At 33.1% G+C, this 25558-nt stretch carries 31 protein-coding genes; all 31 read left to right on the top strand.

Annotated features, from left to right (window positions below):
• Positions 1–79 precede the first annotated feature (79 nt).
• The 31 genes from LL966_RS11980 (at position 80) to LL966_RS12130 (ending at position 25404) form a co-directional block, all read left to right on the top strand.
• The gene (locus LL966_RS11980; protein WP_229353463.1) at positions 80–1600 is read left to right on the top strand and encodes an HAL/PAL/TAL family ammonia-lyase; all 1521 of its coding nucleotides are present in this window, start codon (positions 80–82) and stop codon (positions 1598–1600) included.
• A 68-nt stretch (positions 1601–1668) separates the two neighbouring features.
• Complete coding sequence (locus tag LL966_RS11985; RefSeq protein ID WP_229353465.1) at positions 1669–2895, top strand: WG repeat-containing protein; 1227 nt, start codon at positions 1669–1671, stop codon at positions 2893–2895.
• A gap of 9 nt (positions 2896–2904) precedes the next feature.
• The gene (gene fabG, locus LL966_RS11990) at positions 2905–3636 is read left to right on the top strand and encodes a 3-oxoacyl-ACP reductase FabG (RefSeq protein WP_229353467.1); all 732 of its coding nucleotides are present in this window, start codon (positions 2905–2907) and stop codon (positions 3634–3636) included.
• 189 nt (positions 3637–3825) lie between these two features.
• The gene (locus tag LL966_RS11995) at positions 3826–5061 is read left to right on the top strand and encodes a beta-ketoacyl-[acyl-carrier-protein] synthase family protein (protein ID WP_229353469.1); all 1236 of its coding nucleotides are present in this window, start codon (positions 3826–3828) and stop codon (positions 5059–5061) included.
• Positions 5054–5308, top strand: a complete 255-nt coding sequence (locus LL966_RS12000; RefSeq protein WP_095952768.1) for an acyl carrier protein — start codon at positions 5054–5056, stop codon at positions 5306–5308. The genes LL966_RS11995 and LL966_RS12000 overlap by 8 nt, the downstream gene beginning before the upstream one ends.
• Positions 5309–6190 (top strand): LpxL/LpxP family acyltransferase, encoded by an 882-nt coding sequence (locus LL966_RS12005; RefSeq protein ID WP_229353471.1) that lies wholly within the window; start codon positions 5309–5311, stop codon positions 6188–6190.
• A gap of 329 nt (positions 6191–6519) precedes the next feature.
• Entirely contained in the window at positions 6520–7422 is a 903-nt protein-coding gene (locus tag LL966_RS12010) for an NADPH-dependent FMN reductase family protein (protein ID WP_229353473.1), read from the top strand.
• A 17-nt stretch (positions 7423–7439) separates the two neighbouring features.
• Positions 7440–8573, top strand: coding sequence for a beta-ketoacyl-ACP synthase III (locus LL966_RS12015; protein WP_229353474.1), 1134 nt, complete (start codon positions 7440–7442; stop codon positions 8571–8573).
• A complete protein-coding gene (locus LL966_RS12020) occupies positions 8573–9004 on the top strand; it encodes a hypothetical protein (RefSeq protein ID WP_229353475.1) in 432 nt (143 codons plus the stop codon). Before LL966_RS12015 ends, LL966_RS12020 begins: the two co-directional genes overlap by 1 nt.
• 3 nt (positions 9005–9007) lie before the next feature.
• The gene (locus tag LL966_RS12025; protein ID WP_229353476.1) at positions 9008–9475 is read left to right on the top strand and encodes an ABC transporter permease; all 468 of its coding nucleotides are present in this window, start codon (positions 9008–9010) and stop codon (positions 9473–9475) included.
• 28 nt (positions 9476–9503) lie between these two features.
• Complete coding sequence (locus LL966_RS12030) at positions 9504–9908, top strand: hypothetical protein (RefSeq protein ID WP_229353477.1); 405 nt, start codon at positions 9504–9506, stop codon at positions 9906–9908.
• Complete coding sequence (locus LL966_RS12035; protein WP_229353481.1) at positions 9908–10906, top strand: BtrH N-terminal domain-containing protein; 999 nt, start codon at positions 9908–9910, stop codon at positions 10904–10906. Before LL966_RS12030 ends, LL966_RS12035 begins: the two co-directional genes overlap by 1 nt.
• 62 nt (positions 10907–10968) lie before the next feature.
• A complete protein-coding gene (locus LL966_RS12040) occupies positions 10969–11667 on the top strand; it encodes an ABC transporter ATP-binding protein (RefSeq protein WP_229353484.1) in 699 nt (232 codons plus the stop codon).
• Positions 11657–12940, top strand: coding sequence for an ABC transporter permease (locus tag LL966_RS12045; RefSeq protein WP_229353486.1), 1284 nt, complete (start codon positions 11657–11659; stop codon positions 12938–12940). Before LL966_RS12040 ends, LL966_RS12045 begins: the two co-directional genes overlap by 11 nt.
• Positions 12915–13364: an acyl-CoA thioesterase gene (locus LL966_RS12050; protein ID WP_229353488.1), complete on the top strand. Its 450-nt coding sequence runs from the start codon at positions 12915–12917 to the stop codon at positions 13362–13364. Before LL966_RS12045 ends, LL966_RS12050 begins: the two co-directional genes overlap by 26 nt.
• Before the next feature lie 160 nt (positions 13365–13524).
• Complete coding sequence (locus LL966_RS12055; RefSeq protein ID WP_229353489.1) at positions 13525–14664, top strand: beta-ketoacyl synthase N-terminal-like domain-containing protein; 1140 nt, start codon at positions 13525–13527, stop codon at positions 14662–14664.
• A 1-nt stretch (position 14665) separates the two neighbouring features.
• On the top strand, positions 14666–15670 hold the full coding sequence (locus tag LL966_RS12060; protein ID WP_229353490.1) for a virulence RhuM family protein: 1005 nt from the start codon (positions 14666–14668) through the stop codon (positions 15668–15670).
• On the top strand, positions 15667–16350 hold the full coding sequence (locus tag LL966_RS12065; RefSeq protein WP_229353491.1) for a hypothetical protein: 684 nt from the start codon (positions 15667–15669) through the stop codon (positions 16348–16350). The genes LL966_RS12060 and LL966_RS12065 overlap by 4 nt, the downstream gene beginning before the upstream one ends.
• Positions 16351–16371: 21 nt before the next feature.
• Positions 16372–16803 carry a hypothetical protein gene (locus tag LL966_RS12070; RefSeq protein ID WP_229353494.1) on the top strand — a complete coding sequence of 144 codons (432 nt, stop codon included), beginning with the start codon at positions 16372–16374 and terminating at the stop codon, positions 16801–16803.
• An 11-nt stretch (positions 16804–16814) separates the two neighbouring features.
• Entirely contained in the window at positions 16815–17432 is a 618-nt protein-coding gene (locus LL966_RS12075) for a 3-oxoacyl-ACP synthase (protein WP_229353495.1), read from the top strand.
• A gap of 2 nt (positions 17433–17434) precedes the next feature.
• Complete coding sequence (locus LL966_RS12080; protein ID WP_017496902.1) at positions 17435–17692, top strand: phosphopantetheine-binding protein; 258 nt, start codon at positions 17435–17437, stop codon at positions 17690–17692.
• A gap of 152 nt (positions 17693–17844) precedes the next feature.
• Positions 17845–19044 (top strand): beta-ketoacyl-[acyl-carrier-protein] synthase family protein, encoded by a 1200-nt coding sequence (locus tag LL966_RS12085; protein WP_229353498.1) that lies wholly within the window; start codon positions 17845–17847, stop codon positions 19042–19044.
• Entirely contained in the window at positions 19044–20105 is a 1062-nt protein-coding gene (locus tag LL966_RS12090; RefSeq protein ID WP_229353500.1) for a beta-ketoacyl synthase N-terminal-like domain-containing protein, read from the top strand. The genes LL966_RS12085 and LL966_RS12090 overlap by 1 nt, the downstream gene beginning before the upstream one ends.
• Positions 20106–20173: 68 nt before the next feature.
• The gene (locus tag LL966_RS12095; RefSeq protein WP_229353501.1) at positions 20174–20878 is read left to right on the top strand and encodes a polysaccharide deacetylase family protein; all 705 of its coding nucleotides are present in this window, start codon (positions 20174–20176) and stop codon (positions 20876–20878) included.
• A complete protein-coding gene (locus LL966_RS12100; RefSeq protein ID WP_229353504.1) occupies positions 20868–21497 on the top strand; it encodes an outer membrane lipoprotein carrier protein LolA in 630 nt (209 codons plus the stop codon). Before LL966_RS12095 ends, LL966_RS12100 begins: the two co-directional genes overlap by 11 nt.
• The gene (locus LL966_RS12105; protein WP_229353506.1) at positions 21463–22098 is read left to right on the top strand and encodes a hypothetical protein; all 636 of its coding nucleotides are present in this window, start codon (positions 21463–21465) and stop codon (positions 22096–22098) included. Before LL966_RS12100 ends, LL966_RS12105 begins: the two co-directional genes overlap by 35 nt.
• A 37-nt stretch (positions 22099–22135) precedes the next feature.
• Positions 22136–22735 carry a porin family protein gene (locus LL966_RS12110; RefSeq protein ID WP_229353508.1) on the top strand — a complete coding sequence of 200 codons (600 nt, stop codon included), beginning with the start codon at positions 22136–22138 and terminating at the stop codon, positions 22733–22735.
• A 3-nt stretch (positions 22736–22738) separates the two neighbouring features.
• Positions 22739–23347, top strand: coding sequence for a porin family protein (locus LL966_RS12115; RefSeq protein WP_229353513.1), 609 nt, complete (start codon positions 22739–22741; stop codon positions 23345–23347).
• 5 nt (positions 23348–23352) lie between these two features.
• The gene (locus LL966_RS12120; protein ID WP_229353516.1) at positions 23353–23724 is read left to right on the top strand and encodes a 3-hydroxyacyl-ACP dehydratase; all 372 of its coding nucleotides are present in this window, start codon (positions 23353–23355) and stop codon (positions 23722–23724) included.
• A gap of 2 nt (positions 23725–23726) precedes the next feature.
• Positions 23727–24212: a hypothetical protein gene (locus LL966_RS12125; RefSeq protein WP_229353519.1), complete on the top strand. Its 486-nt coding sequence runs from the start codon at positions 23727–23729 to the stop codon at positions 24210–24212.
• Positions 24213–24228: 16 nt separating this feature from the next.
• A complete protein-coding gene (locus tag LL966_RS12130) occupies positions 24229–25404 on the top strand; it encodes a DUF2062 domain-containing protein (RefSeq protein ID WP_229353522.1) in 1176 nt (391 codons plus the stop codon).
• Positions 25405–25558: the final 154 nt, after the last annotated feature.

The raw sequence follows: 25558 nt of genomic DNA on the forward strand, positions 1-25558 counted from the left end.
AACCTACATTTGCCTACATCAAAATAACTACATTTATTTTGATAAATAAAATTAAATTAGCGCAACCAAAATCGTTTTAATGAATACAATTAATGAATATTTAAGTTTAGCAGAATTTGAAGCCATAATTTTTGGAAAAAACAAAGTTGCCATAAGCGATGTGGTTTTAGATCGAGTAAACGAAAGTTTTAATTTCTTGAAAGAATTCTCAGGAAACAAAGTAATCTACGGAGTAAATACTGGGTTTGGTCCAATGGCTCAATATAGAATTAAAGAGTCTGATCAAATTCAACTGCAATATAATTTAATTAGAAGCCACTCTTCTGGAACAGGAAAACCTTTAAATGCAGAGTGTGCAAAAGCAGCAATTTTAGCGCGATTAAATACATTGTCTTTAGGAAATTCGGGAGTTCATTCTTCTGTAATTCATTTAATGGCAGAATTAATCAATAGAGATATTACGCCTTTAATTTTCGAGCACGGTGGTGTTGGTGCTAGCGGTGACTTAGTTCAATTATCTCATTTAGCTTTGGTTTTAATTGGCGAAGGCGAAGTTTTTTATAAAGGTGAAAGACGTGCAACTCCAGAAGTTTTTGAAATCGAAGGTTTAAAACCAATTCAGGTAGAAATTAGAGAAGGTTTAGCGTTAATCAACGGAACTTCTGTAATGACAGGAATTGGAGTTGTAAATGTGCATTATGCTCGAAAATTATTAGACTGGTCGTTAAAAGCTTCTTGTGCAATCAACGAATTGGTTCAAGCGTATGATGATCATTTTTCTGCAGAATTAAATCAAACCAAACGTCATAAAGGACAGCAGGAAGTTGCTGAAAGAATGCGAAAAAATCTTTCTGACAGTACTTTAATCCGTAAAAGAGAAGACCATTTATATTCTGGTGAAAACACCGAAGAAATCTTCAAAGAAAAAGTTCAAGAATATTATTCACTAAGATGTGTTCCTCAAATTTTAGGACCCGTTTTAGAAACTATAAATAATGTCGCTTCTATTTTGGAAGACGAATTTAACTCGGCAAACGATAACCCAATTATCGACGTAAAAAACAAACACGTTTATCACGGAGGAAATTTCCACGGAGATTATATTTCGCTAGAAATGGATAAACTGAAAATCGTTATTACCAAATTAACGATGCTGGCAGAACGTCAATTGAATTATTTATTGAATTCAAAAATTAATGAACTTCTTCCTCCGTTTGTAAACTTAGGAACATTAGGATTTAATTTCGGAATGCAAGGCGTTCAATTTGTTGCGACTTCAACAACTGCCGAAAACCAAATGTTGTCTAACCCAATGTACGTGCACAGTATTCCAAACAACAATGACAATCAAGACATTGTAAGTATGGGAACAAATGCGGCAGTAATTACATCAAAAGTAATCGAGAATTCTTTTGAGGTTTTGGCAATCGAATTAATTACAATCGTTCAGGCAATTGATTATTTAGATCAAAAAGATAAAATTTCATCTGTTACTAGAAAATGGTATGACGACGTTCGAAATATAATTCCAACATTCAAAGAAGATCAGGTAATGTATCCTTTTGTTCAAAAAGTTAAAGATTATTTGATCAACAGTTAAAAATTGATATACAAATTTGTCCCAAAGAGTTTTAGTTTTTTAATCCTTAAACATTGAATTTTAAAATCATGAAAAAGACACTTATTTTTTTGCTGCTGGCAAGTATTCAATTTGTTAATAGTCAAGAATTAGCATTAGTAAAAAAGAATTCCAAAATTGGATATATTACTAAAGACGGATCTTTTAAAATCGAACCGCAATACAAATCTGCCAGAAGTTTTTCTGAAGGATTAGCTGCTGTAGAAAATGGCGGAAAATGGGGATTTATTGATGCTAAAGGAACTTGGGTAATTCCAGCCGATTTTAAAGATGCAAAAGACTTTAACAACGGAATTGCGGTTGTACAAAAAGATAAGGAATGGGTTTACATTAATACAAAGGGAGAAATCCAAAAAGGGCCAACTACTGACAAAGTATTTGATTTTAATGACGGTGTTGCTTTCTTCAGACAAAACAATAAAGTGGGTTTAATCAACAACAAAATGACTGTTGTTTTAGAACCAAAATACGATCAGATTAAACCTTTTGAAAATGGCTACGCCAGAGTTGAACTGAACAAAAACTGGGGAATTATTGATACTAACGGAAAAGAATTAGTTGAACCTTCTTACTCGGAAATTGGAAATTATTTCAAAAACACAACTTGGGCACGAAAAGATAAAACTTTCGGATTAGTAATTGGTGGAAAATTTACTCCAGTTGACGGAGCTGAAAAAATCTGGGATTTTGAAACTCAAGATTTGACCTTTGCTAAGAAAAACGGAAAAATCGGTTATATCGATTTAAAAGGAAATTGGGCAATTCTTCCTATTTATGATAAAGGAAAAGCATTCTCCAAAAATCTAGCGCCAGTTTTAGTTGGAAAAAAATGGGGATTCATTAATCCAGAAGGAAAATTTGTAATTGAACCAACTTACAGCGATGCCGAAGTTTTCAGTACAAACGGTCTAGCTCCAGTAAAAGAAAGCAATTGGGGTTTCATCAACGAATCTGGAAAACTGGTAATTCCAACGCAATACGGAATCACTACAAATGCCATTATCGCGATGTTTGTACAACAAGATAAAGGATTTATTGATGGCGTTGCCCGAGTAAAAAACGAAGGAAAATGGGGATTTCTAAAACCAGATGGAACCGTTTTGGCAAACCAATGGTTTGAAAATGCTGAATTATTTTCAAAATCAGAAAAACCTCAACCAGTTGCAGCTCCTGCAGAAGCTCCAAAACAAGAAACAAAAACAACCAAACCAGCTGCGAAATCAACACCGAAACCAGCAGCTAAGAAAAAGAAATAAATTTCACTTATGAAGTGTGTATTAGTAACAGGCGGTTCTAGAGGAATTGGAAGTGCAATTTGTAAAAAATTAGCCGTAGAATCTGATTATCATATTCTGATTAATTATCATTCGAATCAAACATCTGCCGAAGAAACATTACAAGAAATACAAAAATTAGGTGCAACAGGAGAAATTTTAGGTTTTGATGTTGCCAATTTTGAACAAGTACAAAACGTTCTTACGCAATGGCAGGAAGCTAATCCTGAAAAATTGGTTGAAGCAATTGTAAACAATGCCGGAATCACAAAAGACGGCCTTTTTATGTGGATGACACCGCAAGACTGGAATAGCGTAATGAATACTAGTGCAAACGGTTTCTTTAATGTTACACAATTTTTTATTCAAAAAATGCTTCGCAATAAATATGGCCGAATTGTAAATATAGTTTCGGTTTCTGGAGTAAAAGGAACTGCAGGACAAACTAACTATTCGGCTGCAAAAGGAGCAATTGTTGCCGCTACAAAAGCATTGGCACAAGAAGTGGCAAAACGAAATATTACTGTAAATGCTGTCGCTCCAGGTTTCATCAGAACTGATATGACAAGCGAATTGGATGAAAAAGAATTATTAAAGCTTATTCCTGTAAATCGTTTTGGCGAAGCGGAAGAAGTAGCAGATTTGGTAAGCTTTTTGATTTCTAAAAAAGCAAGTTATATTACAGGAGAAATTATCAATATTAACGGCGGAATATATTCTTAAAATTTTTTAAACACATATAAACATAGATTTCTATGTGTCAATAAAGAATACGTAAGAGAAATACATTTCTTTCACATAGAGAGCTATGTTTATTTAAAATAAGTGAAACGCCTTTTTTAAGTTTACAAAAACTATGTCTCTATGTGTTTAAAAAAACACTTTAAGGATAAAAAATTACTTTGAAAGACGATGAATAGAAGAGTTGTAATTACTGGAATGGGAATTTATTCTTGTATCGGAACTTCTTTAGACGAAGTAAAAGATTCGTTATACGAAGGAAAATCTGGTATTCAGTTTGATTCTGAACGTAAAGAATTTGGTTTTCAATCAGCCTTAACAGGAATGGTTCCGAAAGCCGATCTTAAAAATTTATTGACGCGAAGACAACGTATGAGCATCGGCGAAGAGACCGAGTATGCTTATTTGGCAACTATCGAAGCATTGAAAAATGCCAACATCGATGATGCATTTTTTGATGAACACGAAGTTGGAATTATGTACGGAAATGACAGCGTTTCTAAAGCTATCATTGACGCTACAGATATTGTACGCGAGAAAAAAGACACTGCCCTTATTGGTTCTGGCGCGATTTTTAAATCGATGAATTCTACGGTAACCATGAATCTTTCAACGATTTTTAAATTACGAGGAATCAATCTTACTGTAAGTGCGGCTTGTGCTAGCGGTTCACACTCTATTGGATTGGCTTATTTTTTAATAAAAAGCGGTTTTCAAGATATCGTAATTACTGGCGGTGCTCAGGAAATTAATAAATATGCAATGAGCAGTTTTGACGGATTAGGTGTTTTTTCTAACAGAGAAAGTGATCCTGAAAAAGCTTCGAGACCTTTTGATGCTGGTCGTGACGGATTAATTCCGAGTGGCGGCGGTGCAACATTAATTTTAGAAAGTTACGAATCTGCCATTGCTAGAGGCGCAACTATTATTGCAGAAGTAGCCGGTTATGGATTTTCTTCAAACGGCGGACATATTTCTACTCCAAACGTTGAAGGACCGGCCACAGCTATGAAACGCGCATTGGATGACGCAAATCTAAACGCTTCAGATATTGAATACATAAATGCTCATGCAACCTCAACTCCAGTGGGCGATGCTAACGAAGCCAAAGCCATTTTTGAAGTTTTTGGTGAAAGAAATCCTTACATAAGTTCAACAAAATCGATGACAGGCCACGAATGCTGGATGGCTGGAGCAAGCGAAATTATTTACTCTATCTTAATGATGCAGAACGATTTCATTGCGCCAAACATCAATTTGGAAAATCCTGATGAAGATGCTTCAAAATTAAATTTAGTTAAAACTACGTTAAACAAAAAATTTGACATATTTTTGTCCAATTCTTTCGGGTTCGGAGGAACCAACTCTGCGTTGGTGGTTAAAAAGTTTAAATTAAACGATGAATAAAGAAGAGATTATAGCAAGAATAAATGGTTTTTTAGTTGATGAATTTGAAGTTGATAATGACGACATTGAACCAAATGCTAATTTAAAAGATACACTTGGGTTAGATAGTCTGGATTATGTAGACTTGGTTGTTTCAATTGAAGCAAACTTTGGTGTAAAACTGGTTGAAGCAGATTTTGTTGGAATTTCTGATTTTCAAAGTTTCTACGATCTTATCGAAACCAAAATAAAAGCCAAATCAGCTTAAATGAGTCAATGGGATGGTAAATCCAAAGGAACTGTTTTAGGATATAGAATATTCGTTTTTTTGATTCAGAAAGCGGGTGTCAAAGCTGCTTATGGTTTACTTTATTTTGTTGCTTCTTATTATTTTTTATTTCTAAGAAAAAGCAACAGAGCTATTTTCTATTACTTTAAAGAAAGGCTGCAATACTCCTATTTCAAATCCAAAAAAATGGTTTTCAAAAGTTACTACACTTTTGGACAAACTATTATTGATAAAATTTCGATTTCTGCTGGTCTGCGAAATAAATTCACTTATGAATTTGACGGAATCGAAACACTCAAAAAACTGCTTGCCGAAAAAAAAGGTGGTGTTTTAATCAGTGCGCATGTTGGAAATTTTGAAATCGCCGAACATTTTTTCGGAGAAATTGATCTGGATTTTCAAATCAATTTAGTGACTACCGATTTAGAACATTCTGCAATAAAGAATTATCTGGAAAGCGTTTCTAAAAAACCTACCGTAAAATTTATCATCATCAGAGAAGATTTATCGCATATTTTTGAGATCAATGCGGCTTTAGCCAATAACGAATTAGTGTGTTTTACAGGCGATCGTTATTTTGAAGGCACAAAATCTTTATCTGAAAATCTTTTAGGAAAAGAAGCTAACTTTCCAGCTGGTCCATTTTTAATTGCTTCAAGATTAAAAGTTCCTGTGGTTTTTGTTTATGTAATGAAAGAACCAAACCTGCATTATCATTTGTACGCAAGAGAAGCTGAAGTAAAACATCGCGATGAAAAAGCACTTTTGAAAGAATATATAAAAAGTGTCGAAAGCATCTTGAATCGCTATCCATTACAATGGTTCAATTATTTTGATTTTTGGAACGATATAAAATCATAGTTTTTTTACTGTGATAATTTTTTCGCCACAACCCGACCAATAGTGAACAGGTGAAGCAATTCACGAATTTTCACTAATCATTTGGAACTAAATTTTAGCTGTGAATTTCACCAATTTCATTAATCTGTTTTTTGTAAAATCATAACTTTTGCACGAATGATAATTTGTGAAATTATTTGTAGTTATAATTTAAACAAAATCAGTCATCGTCACCGTATTTCGAATAATTCGTGAATTCGTGGCTAATTAAAAAACGTTGGTCGAAATAAGAAAATTCGTTTAAATAAATTTACCTATTTTTGCTAACCACCAAAGCCAGAAAACCTAAAATGAAAAATGTTCTCATAATTTATTATTCTCAGTCGGGACAGCTGGAATCTATTGCACGAAATATTGCAAAACCATTTCTAAACTCAGAGGATATAAATCTCACTTTTCACGAAATACAATTAGAAAAACCATTTCCTTTTCCATGGAATAAAGATTCATTCTTTGATGCTTTTCCAGAATCTTTTTTACAGATTCCAACTGCATTAAAACCAGTTCCTGAAGAAATTTTAAATACAAAATTTGATTTGGTACTTTTTCATTATCAAGTATGGTATTTGTCTCCTTCAATTCCGATTAATTCATTTTTGAAAAGCGACGAAGCTAATAAGATATTAAATAATACACCTGTAATTACGATCAGCGGTTCTAGAAACATGTGGATCATGGCTCAGGAAAAAATCAAAGTTTTACTTAAAGAAGCAAACGCAGATTTGGTTGGAAATGTAGCTTTGGTAGACCGCGTTGGAAATTTAATCAGCGTTATCACCATTGTAGAATGGATGTTTTCTGGGGTTAAGAAAAAGTATTTAGGTATTTTTCCGCTTCCAGGAGTTTCAGAAAAAGACATACAAGAATCAGATCGATTTGGAGAAATCATGTTGGATTCTTTGCAAAAAAATAATTTTACCGAATTACAGCCAAAATTAGTAAACGCTGGCGCAGTAAAAATAAGTTCATATTTAGTAACTGTTGACAAAACGGCCAATAAAATTTTTACCAAATGGTCGAACATCATTTCTAAAAATCAAAAAAACCGAAAACAGTTGCTTAAAGTATTTAATGTTTATTTATTCCTTGCGATATGGTTAATTTCACCAATAGTGTATATATTGCACCTTATTACCTATCCGCTTAAGTTAAAATCTATAAAAAAGGAAACTCAATATTATCAGGGAGTTTAGAAGACGAAATTTAAATTATGTTTGAAGTATATATTACAAAAGCTGCAAAATATTTGCCAAACGAAGCTGTTTCTAACGATGAAATGGAAGCCTATTTAGGTCTTATCAACGATACCGCTTCAAAAGCAAGACGTATTATTTTGCGCAACAATAAAATTACAAGCCGATATTACGCTGTTGATAAAGATGGAAAAAGCACACACAGCAATGCCGAATTAACAAAAAATGCTATTTTACCGTTATTCGACAACGATTTTACGCCGCAAGATTTAGAAGTGCTTTCATGCGGAACTTCAACTCCAGATATTTTTCTGCCTTCGCATGCCGCGATGGTTCATGGTTTGCTAAAAAACAAATCGGTAGAATTAAACTCTTCAACTGGAGTTTGCTGCGCTGGAATGAATTCTCTTAAATTTGGTTTTCTTTCGGTACGTTCTGGAAATTCAAAAAATGCAATCTGTACAGGATCAGAAAAAGTTTCAACCTGGCTGAACGCTCAAAAATACAATCACGAAGCAGATAATTTAAAAAGTCTGGAAGAACAACCCATTATTGCTTTCAAAAAAGATTTTTTACGCTGGATGTTATCTGACGGCGCTGGTGCTTTCTTATTAGAAAACAAACCAAGAGGCCCAATTTCTCTAAAAATAGAATGGATGGAAGCTTTTTCATATGCGTACGAATTAGAAACCTGCATGTATGCTGGAGGTGATAAATTGGAAAACGGAGAAATAAAATCATGGAGTGATTATGCGCCAGAACAATGGTTGAACGAATCTGTTTTCTCCATTAAACAAGACGTTAAACTTTTAGATGAATTTATTTTGTCAAAAGGTGCCGAAAGCATGAGAGATGCGATGGAAAAAAACAATGTCAAATCTGACGATATTACCTATTTTATTCCTCACGTTTCTTCTAACTTTTTTGTGGAAGGACTGAAAAAAGGATTAACCGAAAAAGGAATCGGAATGTCTGATGATAAATGGTTCATGAATCTTTCTCGAGTTGGAAATGTTGGTTCTGCATCAATTTATTTAGCTTTAGAAGAATTAATGAATTCAGGAAATTTGAAAAAAGGAGATAAAATTCTTTTATCAGTTCCAGAAAGCGGAAGGTTTTCTTTCGCGTATGCGTATTTAACAGTTTGCTAATGGAAACAATGGCGCTTTTAGAAAAAGAAATGGTCGAAAATTTACTGCCTCAAAAGTTTCCTTTTGTGATGGTCGATGCTATGCATTCTTATACCGAAACTTCTTTGGTTTCTGGATTAAAAATTCAGCAGGATAATATTTTCTTAAAAAACGATATTTTTCTAGAAGCAGGTTTAATCGAACACATGGCACAGTCTGTCGCGTTGCATACGGGATATCAATATTTTTTAAGAAACGAAACTGCTCCAACGGGTTATATTGGTTCTATTAAAGAAATTGAAATTAAAAATTTGCCGAAATTAAATGACAATATTCAGTCTGAAGTAACTATTTTACAGGAATTTGCTGGAATCACTTTAGTGAATATCGTAACAACATTAAATAACGAAGAAATTGCAAACGGACAAATGAAAACCGTTTTAGCCAAATAATATATGATTTTGAATAAGGGAGTTGACATACAAAATTATTTGCCGCACCGAGCACCAATGCTTATGGTTGATTTAATTTTGGATATCGATGCCAACTTTGTAGAAACCATTTTTTTGATAAAAGAAGACAATATTTTTGTACAAAATAATGTTTTTATTGAAGCAGGTTTAATTGAAAACACGGCGCAGACTTGTTCGTCTATTGTTGGAAAAAAATATTTTTTTGACGAAGACGGAACAGAAAATGAGAACGTAAATGTAATTGGATTTATCAGTGCCTTAAAAAATGTAAAAATTCACTCGTTGCCAAAAGTTGGCGATACCATAATTACCAAAGCAAATTTAGTTTCAAAATTTGCTGGTGACGATTACACTTTATGCACGATGAGCTGTAACAGTTCTGTTGAAGACCAAATACTCTTAGAATGCGAAATTAATTTGTTCATTCAAAAAACAGTTTCGGTTTCGTAATAATTCCACTTGAAAATATAACTAGGTAATGGAAAAAGATAATGTACCTCAGGATAAAAGCAACTTAACTAAAAACAACGTTAAAGAGCTTTTGTACGCTACAGATGAAAATGGCAATTACACCACAACCTTAAGCACCGGCTGGGAACCAAAAACAATCGCGCTTTCTAATTCTATAGACGAAATAAACGAACGTATTGCCGAAGCCAAACAACAAGTCTTAAATGGCGAAGTAAGTCCGATTGTGTATTTTATGGAAGTCAATAAAATGGATCTTACCATTTTAGCAAGTTATGTAGGATTTTGGAAATGGCGTGTAAAAAGACATTTTAAACCTAGTGTTTTTGCGACATTAAGCGACAAAATTTTACAGAAATACGCCAATACTTTTGAAATTTCAATTGAAGAATTAAAAAATAGCATTACCAAATAATGGAATTAACTTTCACACATCATCAGTCTGCTCATTGCGAGAATGGAGTAGCGTCGAATCTGCTAAAAAATAGTGGACTAAACATCAGCGAACCGATGGTTTTTGGTATTGGCTCAGGATTATTTTTTGTATATCTGCCTTTTATAAAAGTCAATTATGCTCCAGCAATTAGTTACAGAACTTTGCCTGGACAGATTTTTAATAAGGTTGCCACTCGTTTAAATTTAAAAATAAAAAGACAAAAATTTTCTTCTGTTTCAAATGCAACTAAAGCATTAGACGAAAATTTAAAAAATAATATTCCAACAGGATTACAAGTTGGGGTTTACAATTTAAGTTATTTTCCAGATGAATATCGTTTTCATTTCAACGCACACAATTTAGTGGTTTACGGAAAAACTGAAACTGATTATTTAGTGAGCGATCCAGTTATGGAAACCGTTACAACTTTAATGCACGAAGAATTAGACAAAGTTCGTTTTGCCAAAGGTGCTTTTGCGCCGCGCGGACAAATGTATTATCCAATTCAGGTTCCTTCAAATGTCGATTTGAAAAGTGCCATTATTAAAGGAATAAAAAATACGTGTCGTGATATGTTGGCGCCAATGCCGATTGTTGGCGTTCGCGGAATCAAATTTGTTTCGAAACAAATTAGAAAATGGCCGATAAAACACGGAACTAAAAAAGCCAATCATTATTTGGCGCAAATGGTTCGTATGCAGGAAGAAATTGGAACTGGAGGCGGTGGTTTCCGCTTTATTTATGCGGCATTTTTACAAGAAGCTTCGGTTATTTTAGGTAATGAAGAACTGAAAGAACTTTCTAAAGAAATGACAAAAATTGGCGATTCATGGCGTGATTTTGCTGTTGAAGCTTCACGAATTTACAAAAATAGAAGTGCCAAAGAAGATGCTTACAACACTATTGCCGATGAACTTTTGGACATTGCCAATAGAGAAGAAATCTTTTTCAAAAAACTAAAAAAAGCGATTAGCTAAACTATATTTTGCAGTCTATCATTCAAATAGAATCCCTTTCGAAAAAGTACAAAAATGCAGAAATGTATTCTTTGAACAACGTTTCGCTAAACATAAATGAAGGTCAGATTTTTGGTTTATTAGGTCCAAACGGCGCTGGAAAAACAACTTTAATTTCCATGCTTTGCGGATTGGTAAAGCCAACTTCTGGACATTTTTCAATTGATGGTTTAGATTATCAGCATCAGGCTTCAAAAATTAAAAAAATAATAGGCGTTGTTCCTCAGGAATATGCGTTATATCCGACTTTGACCGCAAGAGAAAATCTGCATTATTTTGGAAGCATGTATGGTTTGAAAGGTTCTGATTTAAAAGAGAAAGTAATTGAAGCTTTGGATCTTTTGGGTTTATTGAAATTTGCCGATAAACAAGTTCAGACTTTTTCTGGCGGAATGAAACGCCGTGTTAATCTTATCGCTGGAATTCTGCACCAACCAAAAGTGTTATTTTTAGATGAACCAACGGTTGGCGTCGATGTGCATTCTAAAGCTGCGATTATCGATTATCTGAAAGTTTTAAACCAAAACGGAACAACCATTATTTACACCTCACATCATTTGGCTGAAGCCGAAGATTTCTGTACACAAATCGCTATTTTAGATCAGGGGCAGATTTATGCACAAGATACTCCATCGGCATTAATTGAAGCTACAAAAGATGCTCGAAATCTCGAAGATGTTTTTATTTCATTAACCGGAAAAGCGTTGAGAGATGATATATAAAATTTGGATGTCGGTGGTAAAAGAATTTCTTTTGCTAAAAAGAGATTTAGGCGGATTGATTATATTATTTATCATGCCTTTGGTTTTGGTAATTACCGTGACTTTAATTCAGGACAGCACTTTTAAAGCTGTAACCGATTCTAAAATTCAGATTCTTATTGTGGATAACGACAAAGGTTCTGTTGCAAAAACGGTTTTTGAAAATTTAGAAAAAAGTAATCTGTTTACTGTTGTAACTAAAATTGACAATAAGCCAGTTACAGAAGAAATTGCCAAAGAAAATGTTTACAAAGGAAAATTTCAATTGGCAATTGTAATTCCAGAAAACCTAAGTTCCGATTTACAGGCAAAAGTAGATCAGAATGTAGAAAAGATTGTGAGCAATTTAGGTTTGACAGATAGCACTGCAACAGCAGAACCTCAACGCATTATAAAAGAAAAAGAAGTAAAACTGTATTTTGATCCAGCGGTTCAGATGAGTTTTAAAAATGCGGTCATGAGTTCGATTGACAAAATGATTTCGCAAATTGAAACCAAATCGATTTACAGTACTTTTCAAAAGCAATTGGGAGAAGAAACAATCGATTTTGAACAGAAAAATTTCATCAGTTTTAAAGAAATAATTCCGAAGATTAATAACAAAGAAGTTCGGCCAAACTCGACGCAACACAACGTTCCGGCGTGGACGCTTTTTGCGATCTTTTTTATTGTAATTCCGTTATCGATCAATATTGTAAAAGAAAAATCACAAGGAACTTTTGTTCGATTAAGAACCAATCCGGTTTCTAATTTGGTTGTAATTATTGGAAAAACCATCACCTACTCTATCATTTGTATGATTCAGTTTTATATGATGGTTGCCGTTGCGGTATTCTTATTTCCATCTATCGGATTGCCTTCTTTAAATATTGAAGGACATTTATTGATGATGAGTGTTGTCGCTTTATTTTCAGGTTTTGCCGCTATTGGTTTCGGAATCCTATTAGGAACTGTTGCAAGCACACAAGAACAATCTGCTCCTTTTGGCGCAACAAGTGTTATCATTTTAGCTGCCGTTGGAGGTGTTTGGGTTCCTGTTTTTGCGATGCCGAAAATCATGCAGTTTATCGCAAAATCTTCTCCAATGAATTGGGGATTGGAAGCTTTTTACGATGTTTTATTGCGCAGTGTTTCTTTCCTAGAAATCATTCCAGAAATAAGTTTATTATTTTTGTTTTTCATTATTACAACTTCGATCGCATTATTTTATGATAAAAAGAAAAGAGCAGTTTAACGAGGCTACAGACTTGACCGTTTCACACGAAATCAGAATTCGTTTTAACGAAACAGATCCGCTTGGAATTGTTTGGCATGGCAATTATATTACCTATTTCGAAGATGGACGTGAAGCTTTTGGACGTCAGCACGGACTTACGTATTTGGATATTGCGGCAACAGGCTACACAACGCCAATTGTAAAATCGACCTGCGAACATAAATTGTCTTTACGTTATGGCGATGTTGTGACCATTGAAACAACGGTTGTAGACACACCCGCAGCCAAAATGATTTATCGTTTTAAAATTATTGATGAAAAAGGAGAAGTTGCCTGCACGGGAGAAACAACTCAGGTTTTTTTAGATAAAGAAGGAAATTTAATGCTGACGAATCCACCTTTTTATGAAGAATGGAAAAGGAAAGTTGGGTTATTAAAATAAAACACGGATTTCACGAATTTGCACGAATTAAAAATAATAAAATCTGTATAATCTGCTTAAATCTGCAGAATCTACGTGAAACCTTTTTTCAGACAAAGCTTAAAATAAAACATACCTACAAGGTTTTGAAAACCTTGCAGGAGAAATCGAGAATCATACAATGTTAAAAGAAATATACATAACAAAAACGAATTGTATCACGCCTTTAGGATTTGATGTTGAATCAAATGTTGAAGCGATTCTTCGTGGAGATTCTGGCATTCAGCTTCACAATGACATTTCTTTAATGCCAAATTCATTTTATGCTTCCATTATTTCAAATGAAAAAATAAACAGTGCTTTTGCAAAAATCAGCACTGAAACAAAATATTCCCGCTTAGAGAGAATGATGATTTTGGCTTTAGAGCCGATTATCAAAAATTCAGGAGTTGAATTAAATTCAAAAACCGCTTTTATACTTTCTACCACAAAAGGGAATGTCACAGCTCTAGCAAATGATTCTGAAGAAAGTTTTAATAACGCACATTTAGATGTTTTAGCCAAAAACGTTGCCGATTTTTTCAAATTTCAAACAAAACCAATTGTAGTTTCAAATGCCTGTGTTTCTGGAATTTTAGCCGTTTCTATTGCCAAAAGAATGATTCAATCTGAACTTTACGAAAATGTTTTTGTGGTGGCTGGCGACGAAGTTTCAGAATTTGTTTTGTCTGGTTTTAATGCTTTTCAAGCCATGAGCGATCTGCCTTGTAAACCGTATTCTAAAAACAGAACCGGAGTAAGTTTAGGCGAAGCAACAGCTGCCGTTTTAGTTTCGGCGGAAGCCAAAAACGCCAAAATAAAAGTGATCGGCGACAGTTCTATAAACGATGCGAATCATATTTCTGGTCCGTCAAGAACAGGTGAAGGTTTGTTTAGAAGTATTCAAAATGCTTTGAAAGAAGCACAAATTGAAGCGGATAAATTAGATTATATTTCAGCGCACGGAACTGCAACTCTTTATAACGATGAAATGGAAGCGATTGCTTTAAATCGTTTGTGTTTAAAAAATGTTCCTATTAATAGTTTAAAAGGATTTTACGGTCATACATTAGGCGCTTCAGGATTATTAGAAACCGTAATTGCGATTGAATCTGCGAATAGAAATATGCTTTTTGAATCGAGAGGGTTTGATGAAAGTGGTGTTAGCGAATCAATAAATGTGATTGAGAAAAATGAAGAGGCAACTATTGATTATTTTTTAAAAACGGCTTCTGGATTTGGAGGTTGTAATACGGCTGTTGTTTTTGAGAAAATAAAATGAAATGGAAAATAACGAAACTAAATTTATAATTTATAATCACCCAAGCGGAAATGTTCGGGTTGATGTCTTTGTACAAGATGAAACAGTTTGGCTCACACAAAAAGGTATGAGTGAATTGTTTGATACGACAACACAAAATATTACAACGCATTTAAAAAACATTTTTGGATCAGGTGAATTAGAGGAAAATTCAACTTGTAAAGAAATTTTACAAGTTCAACTTGAAGGCAATCGTCAAGTTTCTAGGAATCAAAAATTCTATAATCTTGACGCAATAATATCTGTCGGTTACAGAGTAAATTCAACAAAAGCTACACAATTTAGAATCTGGGCGACTCAAACTTTAAAAGAATATATAATTAAAGGTTTTGTTTTAGATGATGAACGTCTAAAACAAGGACAGACCGTTTTTGGCAAAGATTACTTTAAAGAATTATTGCGCAGAGTACGTTCTATTCGTACAAGTGAACGTCGAATTTACCAACAAGTAAGTGATATTTTTGCTGAATGTAGTATTGATTATGATAAAAATTCGGAGATAACTAAAAGTTTCTATGCTATGGTTCAAAATAAATTCCATTTTGCTATAACTGGAAATACCGCTGCAGAAATTATCCATAAAAATGCAGATAAAACTAAAGATAATATGGGACTTACATCTTGGAAAAATGCTCCAGAAGGAAGAATTATAAAGTCAGATGTGATCATTGCTAAAAACTATTTACAGGAGAAAGAAATTAGTCAATTAGAAAGAACTGTTACTGGTTATTTCGATTACATAGAAGGTTTAATTGAGAGAGAAAATACTTTTACTATGGAACAATTGGCTACAAGTGTAAATAAATTTCTTTCTTTCAATGAATACAAAATTCTAGAGGGAAAAGGAAATATATCGAAAATCCAAGCGGATAAAAAAGCGATTAAAGAATATGATGAGTTCAATAAAACTCAAAAAATAATTTCAGATTTTGACAAAGAAATTAAGCAAATCGGAAAGAAAAAATGAAATTATCAAAATCCATATTTATAATTCTCGTTCTTCTTTCCTTTTTTGGATGCAAAAAGAAAGAAGTACCTGAATCTAATTTTGAAAAAGACGTTTTAAATAGCGTTTTTTTAGAAATTGTGGATTCTATTTATATGGATAGGAGAATCGTTACTCCTCCACCAATGCCCGAAAGAGATTTTAAAACCAATAAAGAAGATACTTTAGGATTTCATAAAAAATTAAAAGAATACTGGCGTTATCAAGATAGCATCAAAAAAGATAAAACAAGAATATTACTTGGTGTTTATGATAAAATAACAAAAATGAGTTCTCTTGAAATAGAAATGATTCAAAAAGAAATTAATATTTTAGACTATAAATATGATACTTTAAAAGAAGCAGAAGAATATACTTTTGATTTGAAACCTTTTAAAAACAACAAAAAATTTCATTTTGAAAAAGCTTCCAAATATCTTCATGAAAAAGAATGGAACTTAAACGATAAAAGTAATTCTGTGATTCCTGTTGGAACTATTTTTATGTCCAGAATTCAATTTGATAAAACAAAAAAATCAGGAATTTTATCTGCTGGTGCTTCATGTGGCGGTGGAAAATGTGGAAGAGGTTTCATTGTAATAATTGAAAACAAAACTGGTAAATGGAAAATCCATAAAATTATTCATACTTGGACTTCATAAAACAACTTATAAAAACATTAAATGAAAAATTTAATCATTTTATTTTTGGCAATATCTTCATTGAGCTGTGTCAAAAAAGTAGAAAAAATTAAAACTCCCACTTTCGTCTTTAATTATCAAGATGCAAAGAGCAGTTATACACTAAGATATTTAGGAAAAGACACGCTATATTTGAATGATCTGAAAACGAATAAAAATTATGGCACTCCGATAAATTCTGTTTTAGGAAATGAGGTTTCAAGAACTATTAACCAAATTGACAAACCAGAATATGCAGATTCTTATCAAAATAAAGCAGGAAGCGATATTACATTTAAGTTTTTAATCTTAAACGCACGCCTTTCTCCTGATCCAGTTGCTAAAAGCAATACTGCAGAAAAGGAAGTTTACGAAGCTGCAAAAAAATTAAATAAACTGAAAAACGATTTAAATTTTGTTCCGTCGAACAAATAACAGTAGTTCTGATGACTCAAAATAAAACTTACATACAAAATTATTGTACGATTGAAAACAACGAAATTGTTCTCAACGGAAATTCTGTATTCAAAATCGAACCAACCGATTTTGCAGATTTTGCCAAACAAGCGTATCGTAGTTTTGAAATGCAATATCCGAAGTTTTTCAAAATGGATGCTTTGAGCAAACTGGCTTTTTTAGGTTCAGAATTGCTTTTGAGTCCGATAACATCCTCTGAACAGGAAAACAATATCGCTTTGGTTTTAGCCAATAAATCTTCAAGTTTAGATACCGATGTAAAATATCAGGAATCTATTTCAGACAAAGAAAACTATTTTCCGAGTCCTGCGGTTTTTGTCTATACACTGCCAAATATTTGTTTGGGCGAGATAAGTATTCGTCATCAGCTCAAAAGTGAGAATTCTTTCTTTATATTTGAATCCTTTAACGCAGAATTTATGTCCAATTATTCTAACATTCTTCTGAATACGAATAAGGCGGATCTAGTTTTATGCGGATGGGTAGAATTTTTTAATGACAATTATAAAGCTTTTCTTTGTACAATTGGTACAGCAGAAAATACCGAATTTAAAAACGAAACAATCAATACATTATACAATAAATAATCATGGAAGCATTAAAAGAAGAATTAAAAAATAAAATCATAACTACTTTAAACCTTGAAGATATTGCAATTGAAGATATTGCTGATAACGATCCTTTGTTTGGAGACGGTTTAGGTTTAGACTCGATTGATGCACTTGAATTGATCGTGATTTTAGATAAAGATTACGGAATTAAATTAGTAGATCCGAAAGAAGGAAAAACAATTTTCCAATCTATCGAAACTATGGCAGCGTATATAAGCGCTAACAGAACAAAATAGATTTCAGATTTTAGACTTTAGTCCCGATAGCTATCGGGATAGATTTCCTATTCTAATCTAAAATCTGAAATGTTTTAAAATCCGTCAACTTTGTCAAAGCTTAAAACTTTGACAAAGTTCTAGAATCTAAAATCAAAACTCTAAAATCTAAAATGGCAAAAGGTGTTGCAATAACGGGAATGGGAATTATATCCGCAATCGGTAATTCGGTTGAGGAAAACTATCAGTCGTTAATCGAAAATAAAATAGGCATTTCTCGCATTCAAAATATTTCGACAGTTCATGCGGACATAATCAAAGTTGGAGAAATCAAAAAAAACAATTATGCTCTTGTTAGTGAACTGAAATTAAACGAGAATAATAATTTCTCCAGAACCGCTATGATTGGTACTTTGGCAGCCAAACAAGCTGTTGAAAACGCCGGCATTACCGAAATCAATGAATTTAGAACGGGACTTATTGCGGCTACTAGCGTGGGCGGAATGGACATGACAGAGAAACATTATTACGATTATTTCGAAAAACCAGAATTGGTTAAATATATTACCTGCCATGATGGCGGCGATGTTGCTGAAAAAATTGCCGAAGAATTAGGTTTAAAAGGAATGGTAACTACTATTTCTACAGCTTGTTCTTCTGCTGCCAATTCGATTATGCTGGGCGCAAGATTAATTAAAACCGGAAAATTAGATCGTGTAATTGTGGGCGGAGCTGATGCTTTGGCAAAATTTACCATCAACGGATTTAAGACTTTGATGATTCTATCTGACGATTATAACAAACCTTTCGACAATAACAGAAAAGGATTGAATCTGGGAGAAGCTGCGGCTTTTTTAGTTTTAGAATCGGATGAAATTGTGGCCAAACAAAACAAAAAAGTGTTGGCAAGAGTTTCAGGTTACGGAAATGCAAATGACGCTTTTCACCAAACGGCTTCTTCTGAAAACGGAGACGGCGCTTATCTAGCCATGAAAAAAGCATTTGAAGTTTCAGGTTTAAAACCTTCTGAAATTGACTATATCAACGTTCACGGAACTGCAACTCCAAATAACGATTTATCGGAAGGAAGAGCTTTAAGACGAATTTACGAAGAGGAAAAAGTTCCCGATTTTAGTTCAACAAAACCATTTACAGGTCACACTTTAGCAGCAGCAGCGGCGATTGAAGCCGTTTACAGTGTTTTGGCCATTCAGAATAATGTGGTTTATCCGAATCTGAATTTTGAAACACAAATGGAAGAATTCGATTTGACTCCGCAGACTTCTATTAAAAATAAAAACATCGAACATGTTTTATCTAACTCTTTTGGGTTTGGAGGAAATTGTTCAACCCTTATATTTTCAAAAAGCTAATGAAAAAAACATATATAAATGGAGTAGGCTGTATTTCGACTCAAAAAACATTTGATACTGTTTTTTTGGAAGAAGCCAATGTAAATCACGATGAAAATGTACTGGCAATTGTTCCGCCAGCGTACAAAGAGTATATTTCGCCAGCTGCAAGCCGCAGAATGGCAAAAGGAGTAAAAAACGGAATTGTTGCTTCGGCTTTGGCAATGAAAGATGCTAATGTAGAAATGGTAGATGCCATTATTACTGGAACTGGTTTAGGCTGTATCGAAGATTCTGAAAAATTCCTAAAAAGCATTTTAGATAATAAAGAAGAGTTTTTAACGCCGACTTCTTTTATCCAATCTACTCACAATACAGTTGGTGCGCAAATTGCTCTTTTACAGCAATGTAAAGGTTATAATTTCACATACGTAAACGGTGCGGTTTCTTTTGAATCGGCGCTTTTGGATGCGAAAATGCAGATTGAAGAGGACGAAGCTAATTCGATTTTAGTAGGCGGCGTTGATGAAAACGGAGAATATACCACTGCCCTTTTTAAATTAAACGGACGAATCAAAAAAGACAATTCTGCTCCTTACGATGTTTTAACTTCTACAACAAGCGGAGCGGTGTATGGAGAAGGTGCTAGTTTTTTTGTTTTAGAAAATGAAAGAAAAGACACTACCTACGCAGAACTTGTGGATATTTCTATTGTAAATACTTTAGAAGAAAACGAAGTTGAATCTGAAATTCAATCATTTTTGAAATCTAATAATTTAGCGATTTCAGATATTGATGCATTGGTTTTAGGTTTTGACGGAAATGCCGATTTTGAAAATTATTATAGAAATTTGGCTGAAAATGCTTTTGCTCAAACACCTATTTTGTATTACAAACATTTAAGCGGTGAATATGATACGGCTTCGGCTTTTGCTTTCTGGATGGCTGCTAAAATTTTGAAAACTCAGGAAATTCCTGAAATTACAAAAGTAAATGCTGTCGAAAAATCAGAATACAAAACGATTTTATTATACAATCAATTAAACGGAAAAAACCATAGTTTTACGTTGCTGTCAAAATGATAACGCATAAAAACATCTCGATATTTTTTATCTTCTTATTGCTTTTAATGTTTCTTGTAAACTTTATTATGCCAATAAATATAGGGTTTTATCTTGCTGTTATTTTTCTTTGGATTGGAATAAACGCTTATGGTTCCTCTAGAATTTCATCCAATTATCATGTAAAAGCGTTCTGCCATAATCCTTTAGAAAAAGAAAAAAAAATTGCGCTTACTTTTGATGATGGTCCAAGTATTTACACTTTGGAAGTTTTGGAACTTTTGAAAAAATACAACGCCAAAGCGACTTTTTTCTGTATTGGAAAAAACATTGAAACGAATCCCGAAATTCTCCAAAAAGTGATTGATGAAGGTCATTTGGTTGGAAATCATTCGTATTCGCATTCTAAGTTTTTTGATTTTTATAATGCTAAAAAAATAACCGAAGAACTTGAGAGAACAGACGCTCTTCTGGAAAAATTCACTTCTAGAAAAATAAACTTTTTTCGTCCACCTTACGGAGTGACAACTCCTTCGATTCGAAGAGCTTTAAAAATTACCAGACATAAAACAATTGGTTGGAATATTCGTTCTCTTGATGGAGGAACTAAAAATCAGGAATTAATTTTCAGTCGAATTATTAAACGTGTTTCTCCCGGCGGAATTGTACTTTTGCATGATACGGGAAAACATTCTGTTTTTGTCTTGGAACAATTTTTGCAATTTTTAAAGCAAAATAATTATGAAGTCGTTTCAATCGAAGAACTTTTGAATCTTAAAGCTTATGCAAACTAAAATATATCTATTCTTTTTTTTAATAATCGGTTTGAGTTTATCGGCGCAAGAACAAAAAATGACCGATGCCGAAATTGCATCTTTCAAACAAGATGTAAATGTGGTGGCTAAAAAAATCAAGACGTTGACGACTGATTTTGTTCAGTATAAACATTTAGATTTTTTATCGAAAGATATTGAAACGTCTGGTAAAATGATTTTTAAAGAACCTGCTTTGCTTCAATGGCAATACAAAAAACCATACAATTACAGCATTACTTTCAAAAATGGCAAAATCCTGATTAATGACGAAGGAAAGAAAAGCGCCGTTGATATTGGCAACAGCAAAATTTTTGCCCGAATCAATAAGTTGATTGTGGGAAGCGTAAGCGGAAATATGTTTGACGATAAGGAATTTACGATTTCGTATTTCAAATTAAAAGGTCTAAACTTAGCGAAATTTGTTCCGAAAGATGCGACGCTGAAAAAATACATCAAACAAATTGAACTGACTTTTGATAAAGAAGAAGCAACTGTGGTTCAGGTAAAATTATTAGAATCATCTGAAGATTATACCAGAATTGTACTTAAAAATAAAGTGATCAATGCAAAAATCGACGATTCAGTTTTTACTAATTAATTGCTTTTTGGCGATTGTTTTGGTTTCTTGCGGCTCGGTTTCAAAAAACTATAAGCCTAAAAAATTAGACAAAACGTCTTATACCGTTCCTTATTTTTCAGATTCAAAAACCGATTATGTTTATAAAACTAATATTTCAGTTTACGGAAATGAATTGTCTGGAATTTTCATTGCCAAAAAAATAAACGATACAACGCACCGGATTGTTTTTACAACAGAATTTGGAAATAAATTAATGGATTTTGAAATCTCTGAAAATGACTTTAAAGTCAATTCGATTGTTTCAGAATTAGATCGAAAAATCTTGATCAATACTTTAAAAGAAGATTTTAGACTGCTTTTAAAAAAGGAATATCAGCTTCAAGAACAGTTTGAAAACGAATCAGCTGACATTTATAAATCGGCAGACGGCAAGCGTGATAATTATATTTTTATCTCCAAAAAAGATCATAAATTAGAAAAGATCGTTCATTCTTCTCAAACAAAAGAAAAATTTACGCTGTTTTTCAATTCAGAAAACAATATTTTTGCTGAAAATATTCAGATTATTCATCAAAATATTAAGCTTAAAATCGAGCTGAATTATTTTAAATCAGAATAGAAAATTAAACTAACCATAAAACTAAACTAATCCCAAGATGAAAAAAATAACCTTAATTGCATTCGTTTTATTTATCGGAATTCAGTCTTCTCAATCACAAGTAAGAGTTAGTCCAGGACTTCGAGGCGGTTTGAATGTATCAACATTAACGAATATAGACGACAATAATTCAAAAACAGATTTTTATGTTGGTGGATTAGTAAACATTAAATTTAATAAATTCTTTTCGTTGCAGCCGGAGATAACATACTCAAGACAAGGTGATGAAGGAAGAGAGTATTTTGGAAACGGCAATAATTATCGTTATGTAAAATATGAACTAAATTATATAACACTTGGAGCGGTTGCTAAATTTAACTTTAATGGTGGCGGTTTTCACCTATTGGCAGGACCTTCTTTAGATTTAAAAGTTGGTGATAATTATATCAATTCAAATCCTGAAGATTTTGACTTGGCAATAGTTGGAGGTATTGGTTATACATTGCCAAATGGTTTGACATTTGAAGCGAGAATTAAACAAGGATTGGTAGATATTTATGGCTACGATTATTACGATAACGACGGATATTATACAAATGATGCCATTTTAAATCAGGTTTTTCAAATTGGAGTCAGTTATACTTTTAAAACAAAATAACACATGACAAAAAGAGTACTTTTCTTTATTGCTGTTTTTACAGTTTTAAATCTACAAGCTCAAATAAGTGTTAAACCAGGTTTAAGAGGAGGTTTTAGTTTTTCGACCATTTCTGAAATGCATGCCGATTATAAAACTGATTTTTATGTTGGTGGTTTTTCTGAAATTAAGATTACAAAAATTTATGCGCTACAGCCAGAACTTAATTATACTAGACAAGGTTCTAATAATGTTGCCCGTAATTATTATGATGAAAACATGCAAAGTGATCGAATTGAACATCTGGATCTTGAAATAAATTATTTGTCTCTTTCGGTAATGAATAAATTTACTTTACCGCAGGGAATTCAATTTCAAGCTGGGCCTACATTAGATATTTTATTGAATGATAATCTAGCCGTTAGAAAAGCGCAGAATGATCTGGGTTTAGTTTTAGGAGTTGCTTATGCTTTGCCTTCGGGTCTAACATTTGAAGCAAGATTTAAGAAAGGTTTGCTTGATATTTTGAGCAGTGATTATTATCAAAACAACTCGAATAATTATTATTTATTCGGAGATTACAATACCAATATCAATTTTCAGCTGGGAGTTTCCTATTCATTCGGAAAATAAAAAATATGATTTTAAAAGATTTTTACAAAGTCCTATCGGAGGAAAAAGTTTCCGATTCAAAATACAATGTTACAATTTTGGTTAATGAAAAACATGACGTTTTTAAAGGTCATTTTCCAGGAAATCCGATTATGCCAGGAGTTTGCATGATTCAGATTATCAAAGAATTGACAGAAAAATTTACAAACGAATCTTTGTTGATTCAAACATTGACGAATGTAAAATTCATGGCGCTCATTAATCCTGAGGCAACGCCAGAATTACGATTAGAATTAGATATAGTAATTACCGAAGATAATTTGGTAAAAGTGAAAAACACGACTTACTTTAACGACACTACTGCTCTTAAATTGAGCACGGTGTTCAAAAAAATATAATTATGAAAGTATTAATGACATTAGTTTTATGGATTAGTTTTGTCGGAACGCCAGATTTGGCTTCTATCCGCAAAATGTATTCTGATGTTGCAAAATCAGAAACAAATGCGAAAGATTTTGTAGCTAAACTTGCCAGCGTTTCTCATAATGATGATAAAATTTTAGTGGCTTACAAAGCGGCTTCAATTTTAGTAGATTCTAAATTTGAAAAAAAGTTAGGCGAAAAAATTGAGCGTTTTAAAGAAGGTGCGAAGCTTCTTGAAGCAACCATTAAAAGTGATCCAAGTAATATTGAAATGAGAATGATCCGTTTAAGCGTTCAAGAAGATGTTCCTGCCATTACGGGATACAAAAAAAACATTAAAGAAGACAAAAAGTTCATCACAACGTACTATGCAGGACAAGGTGCGGCTTTGAAAGAATATCTTAAAGACTTCGTTTTACAATCAAAAAGTTTCTCTGAAAAAGAGAAACAATTCCTGAAGTAAGCCCAAAAAACACCTCATGAAATCACATCAGGAATTACTTAATTCGATCAGCTTTTGCGTTATTGTACCCACTTACAATAACCCGAAAACACTGAAAAAAGTATTGGATTCTATTTTAGATTTCACTTCCGATATTATTATTATTAATGACGGTTCAACCGATTCTACTCCGGAAATTTTAAAACAATATTCGCAGCTTACACAAATTCATCATCCTAAAAATTTAGGAAAAGGACGTGCGCTTCGAAATGGTTTTAGAAAAGCTTTAGAATTGAATTTTGAATACGCCATAACCATCGATTCTGACGGACAGCATTTTGCTTCTGATATTCCGGTTTTTTTGGAAGAAATTCAAAATAATCCAAATTCGCTTTTAATCGGAAGCCGAAACATGACTCAGGAAAATGTGCCGAAGAAAAGCAGTTTCGGAAACAAATTCTCCAATTTCTGGTTTAAGTTCGAAACCGGAATCAAACTCTACGACACACAATCTGGATTTAGATTGTACCCTTTACGCTTATTACCAAAGCGTTTTTATACCAATAAATTTGAATTTGAAATCGAAGTCATTGTTCGCGCAGCATGGAAAGGAATTGTGGTAAAAAACATTCCGATTCAGGTTTTGTATGATCCTGCTGAAAGAGTTTCTCATTTTCGTCCGTTTCAAGATTTTACCAGAATTAGTATTTTAAATACGGTTTTGGTAACCAATGCTTTATTGTATATAAAACCTCGGGATTTCTTTCGCCGGGCAAAAAAAAAAGGTTTTAAAAAATTCTTTCTAGAAGATATTTTAGAAAGTTCCGATTCGAATTTTAAAAAATCTGCTGCAATTTCCTTGGGAATTTTTATTGGCCTTTCTCCTTTCTGGGGATTTCAAACTATTCTACTTTTTACTTTTGCTGCTATTTTTCGATTGAATAAAGTAATTGCTTATTTGACTTCTAATGTGAGTTTCCCGCCTTTTATTCCGTTTATAATTTATGGATCTTTAAAAATAGGAAGTTATTTTGTCACTTCAGACGCGCCGCTAATTTTAGGCAGTTCGATGACGTTTGAGGATATTCAAAAAAATGCTGCTCAATATATCGTCGGAAGTCTTATTTTAGCAACCGTTTCAGCGCTATCAGTTGGCCTTATAAGTTATTTACTTTTAACGACTTTTAGTTCTAAAAACAAAACGAATATTTAAGTTATGTCTGCCACAGATTAAAGGGATTAAAATGATTTTTACATCCAATTTGTCAGGCTGAGCGAAGTCGAAGCCCACGTCCAATTGGAATGCCCTTCGACTTCGCTCAGGGTGACAAACTAAAGCTAATCTTTTAATCTGTGGCAAAAAAATT

The sequence above is a fragment of the Flavobacterium chungbukense genome, from assembly GCF_020805785.1.
Lineage (GTDB): Bacteria > Bacteroidota > Bacteroidia > Flavobacteriales > Flavobacteriaceae > Flavobacterium > Flavobacterium chungbukense.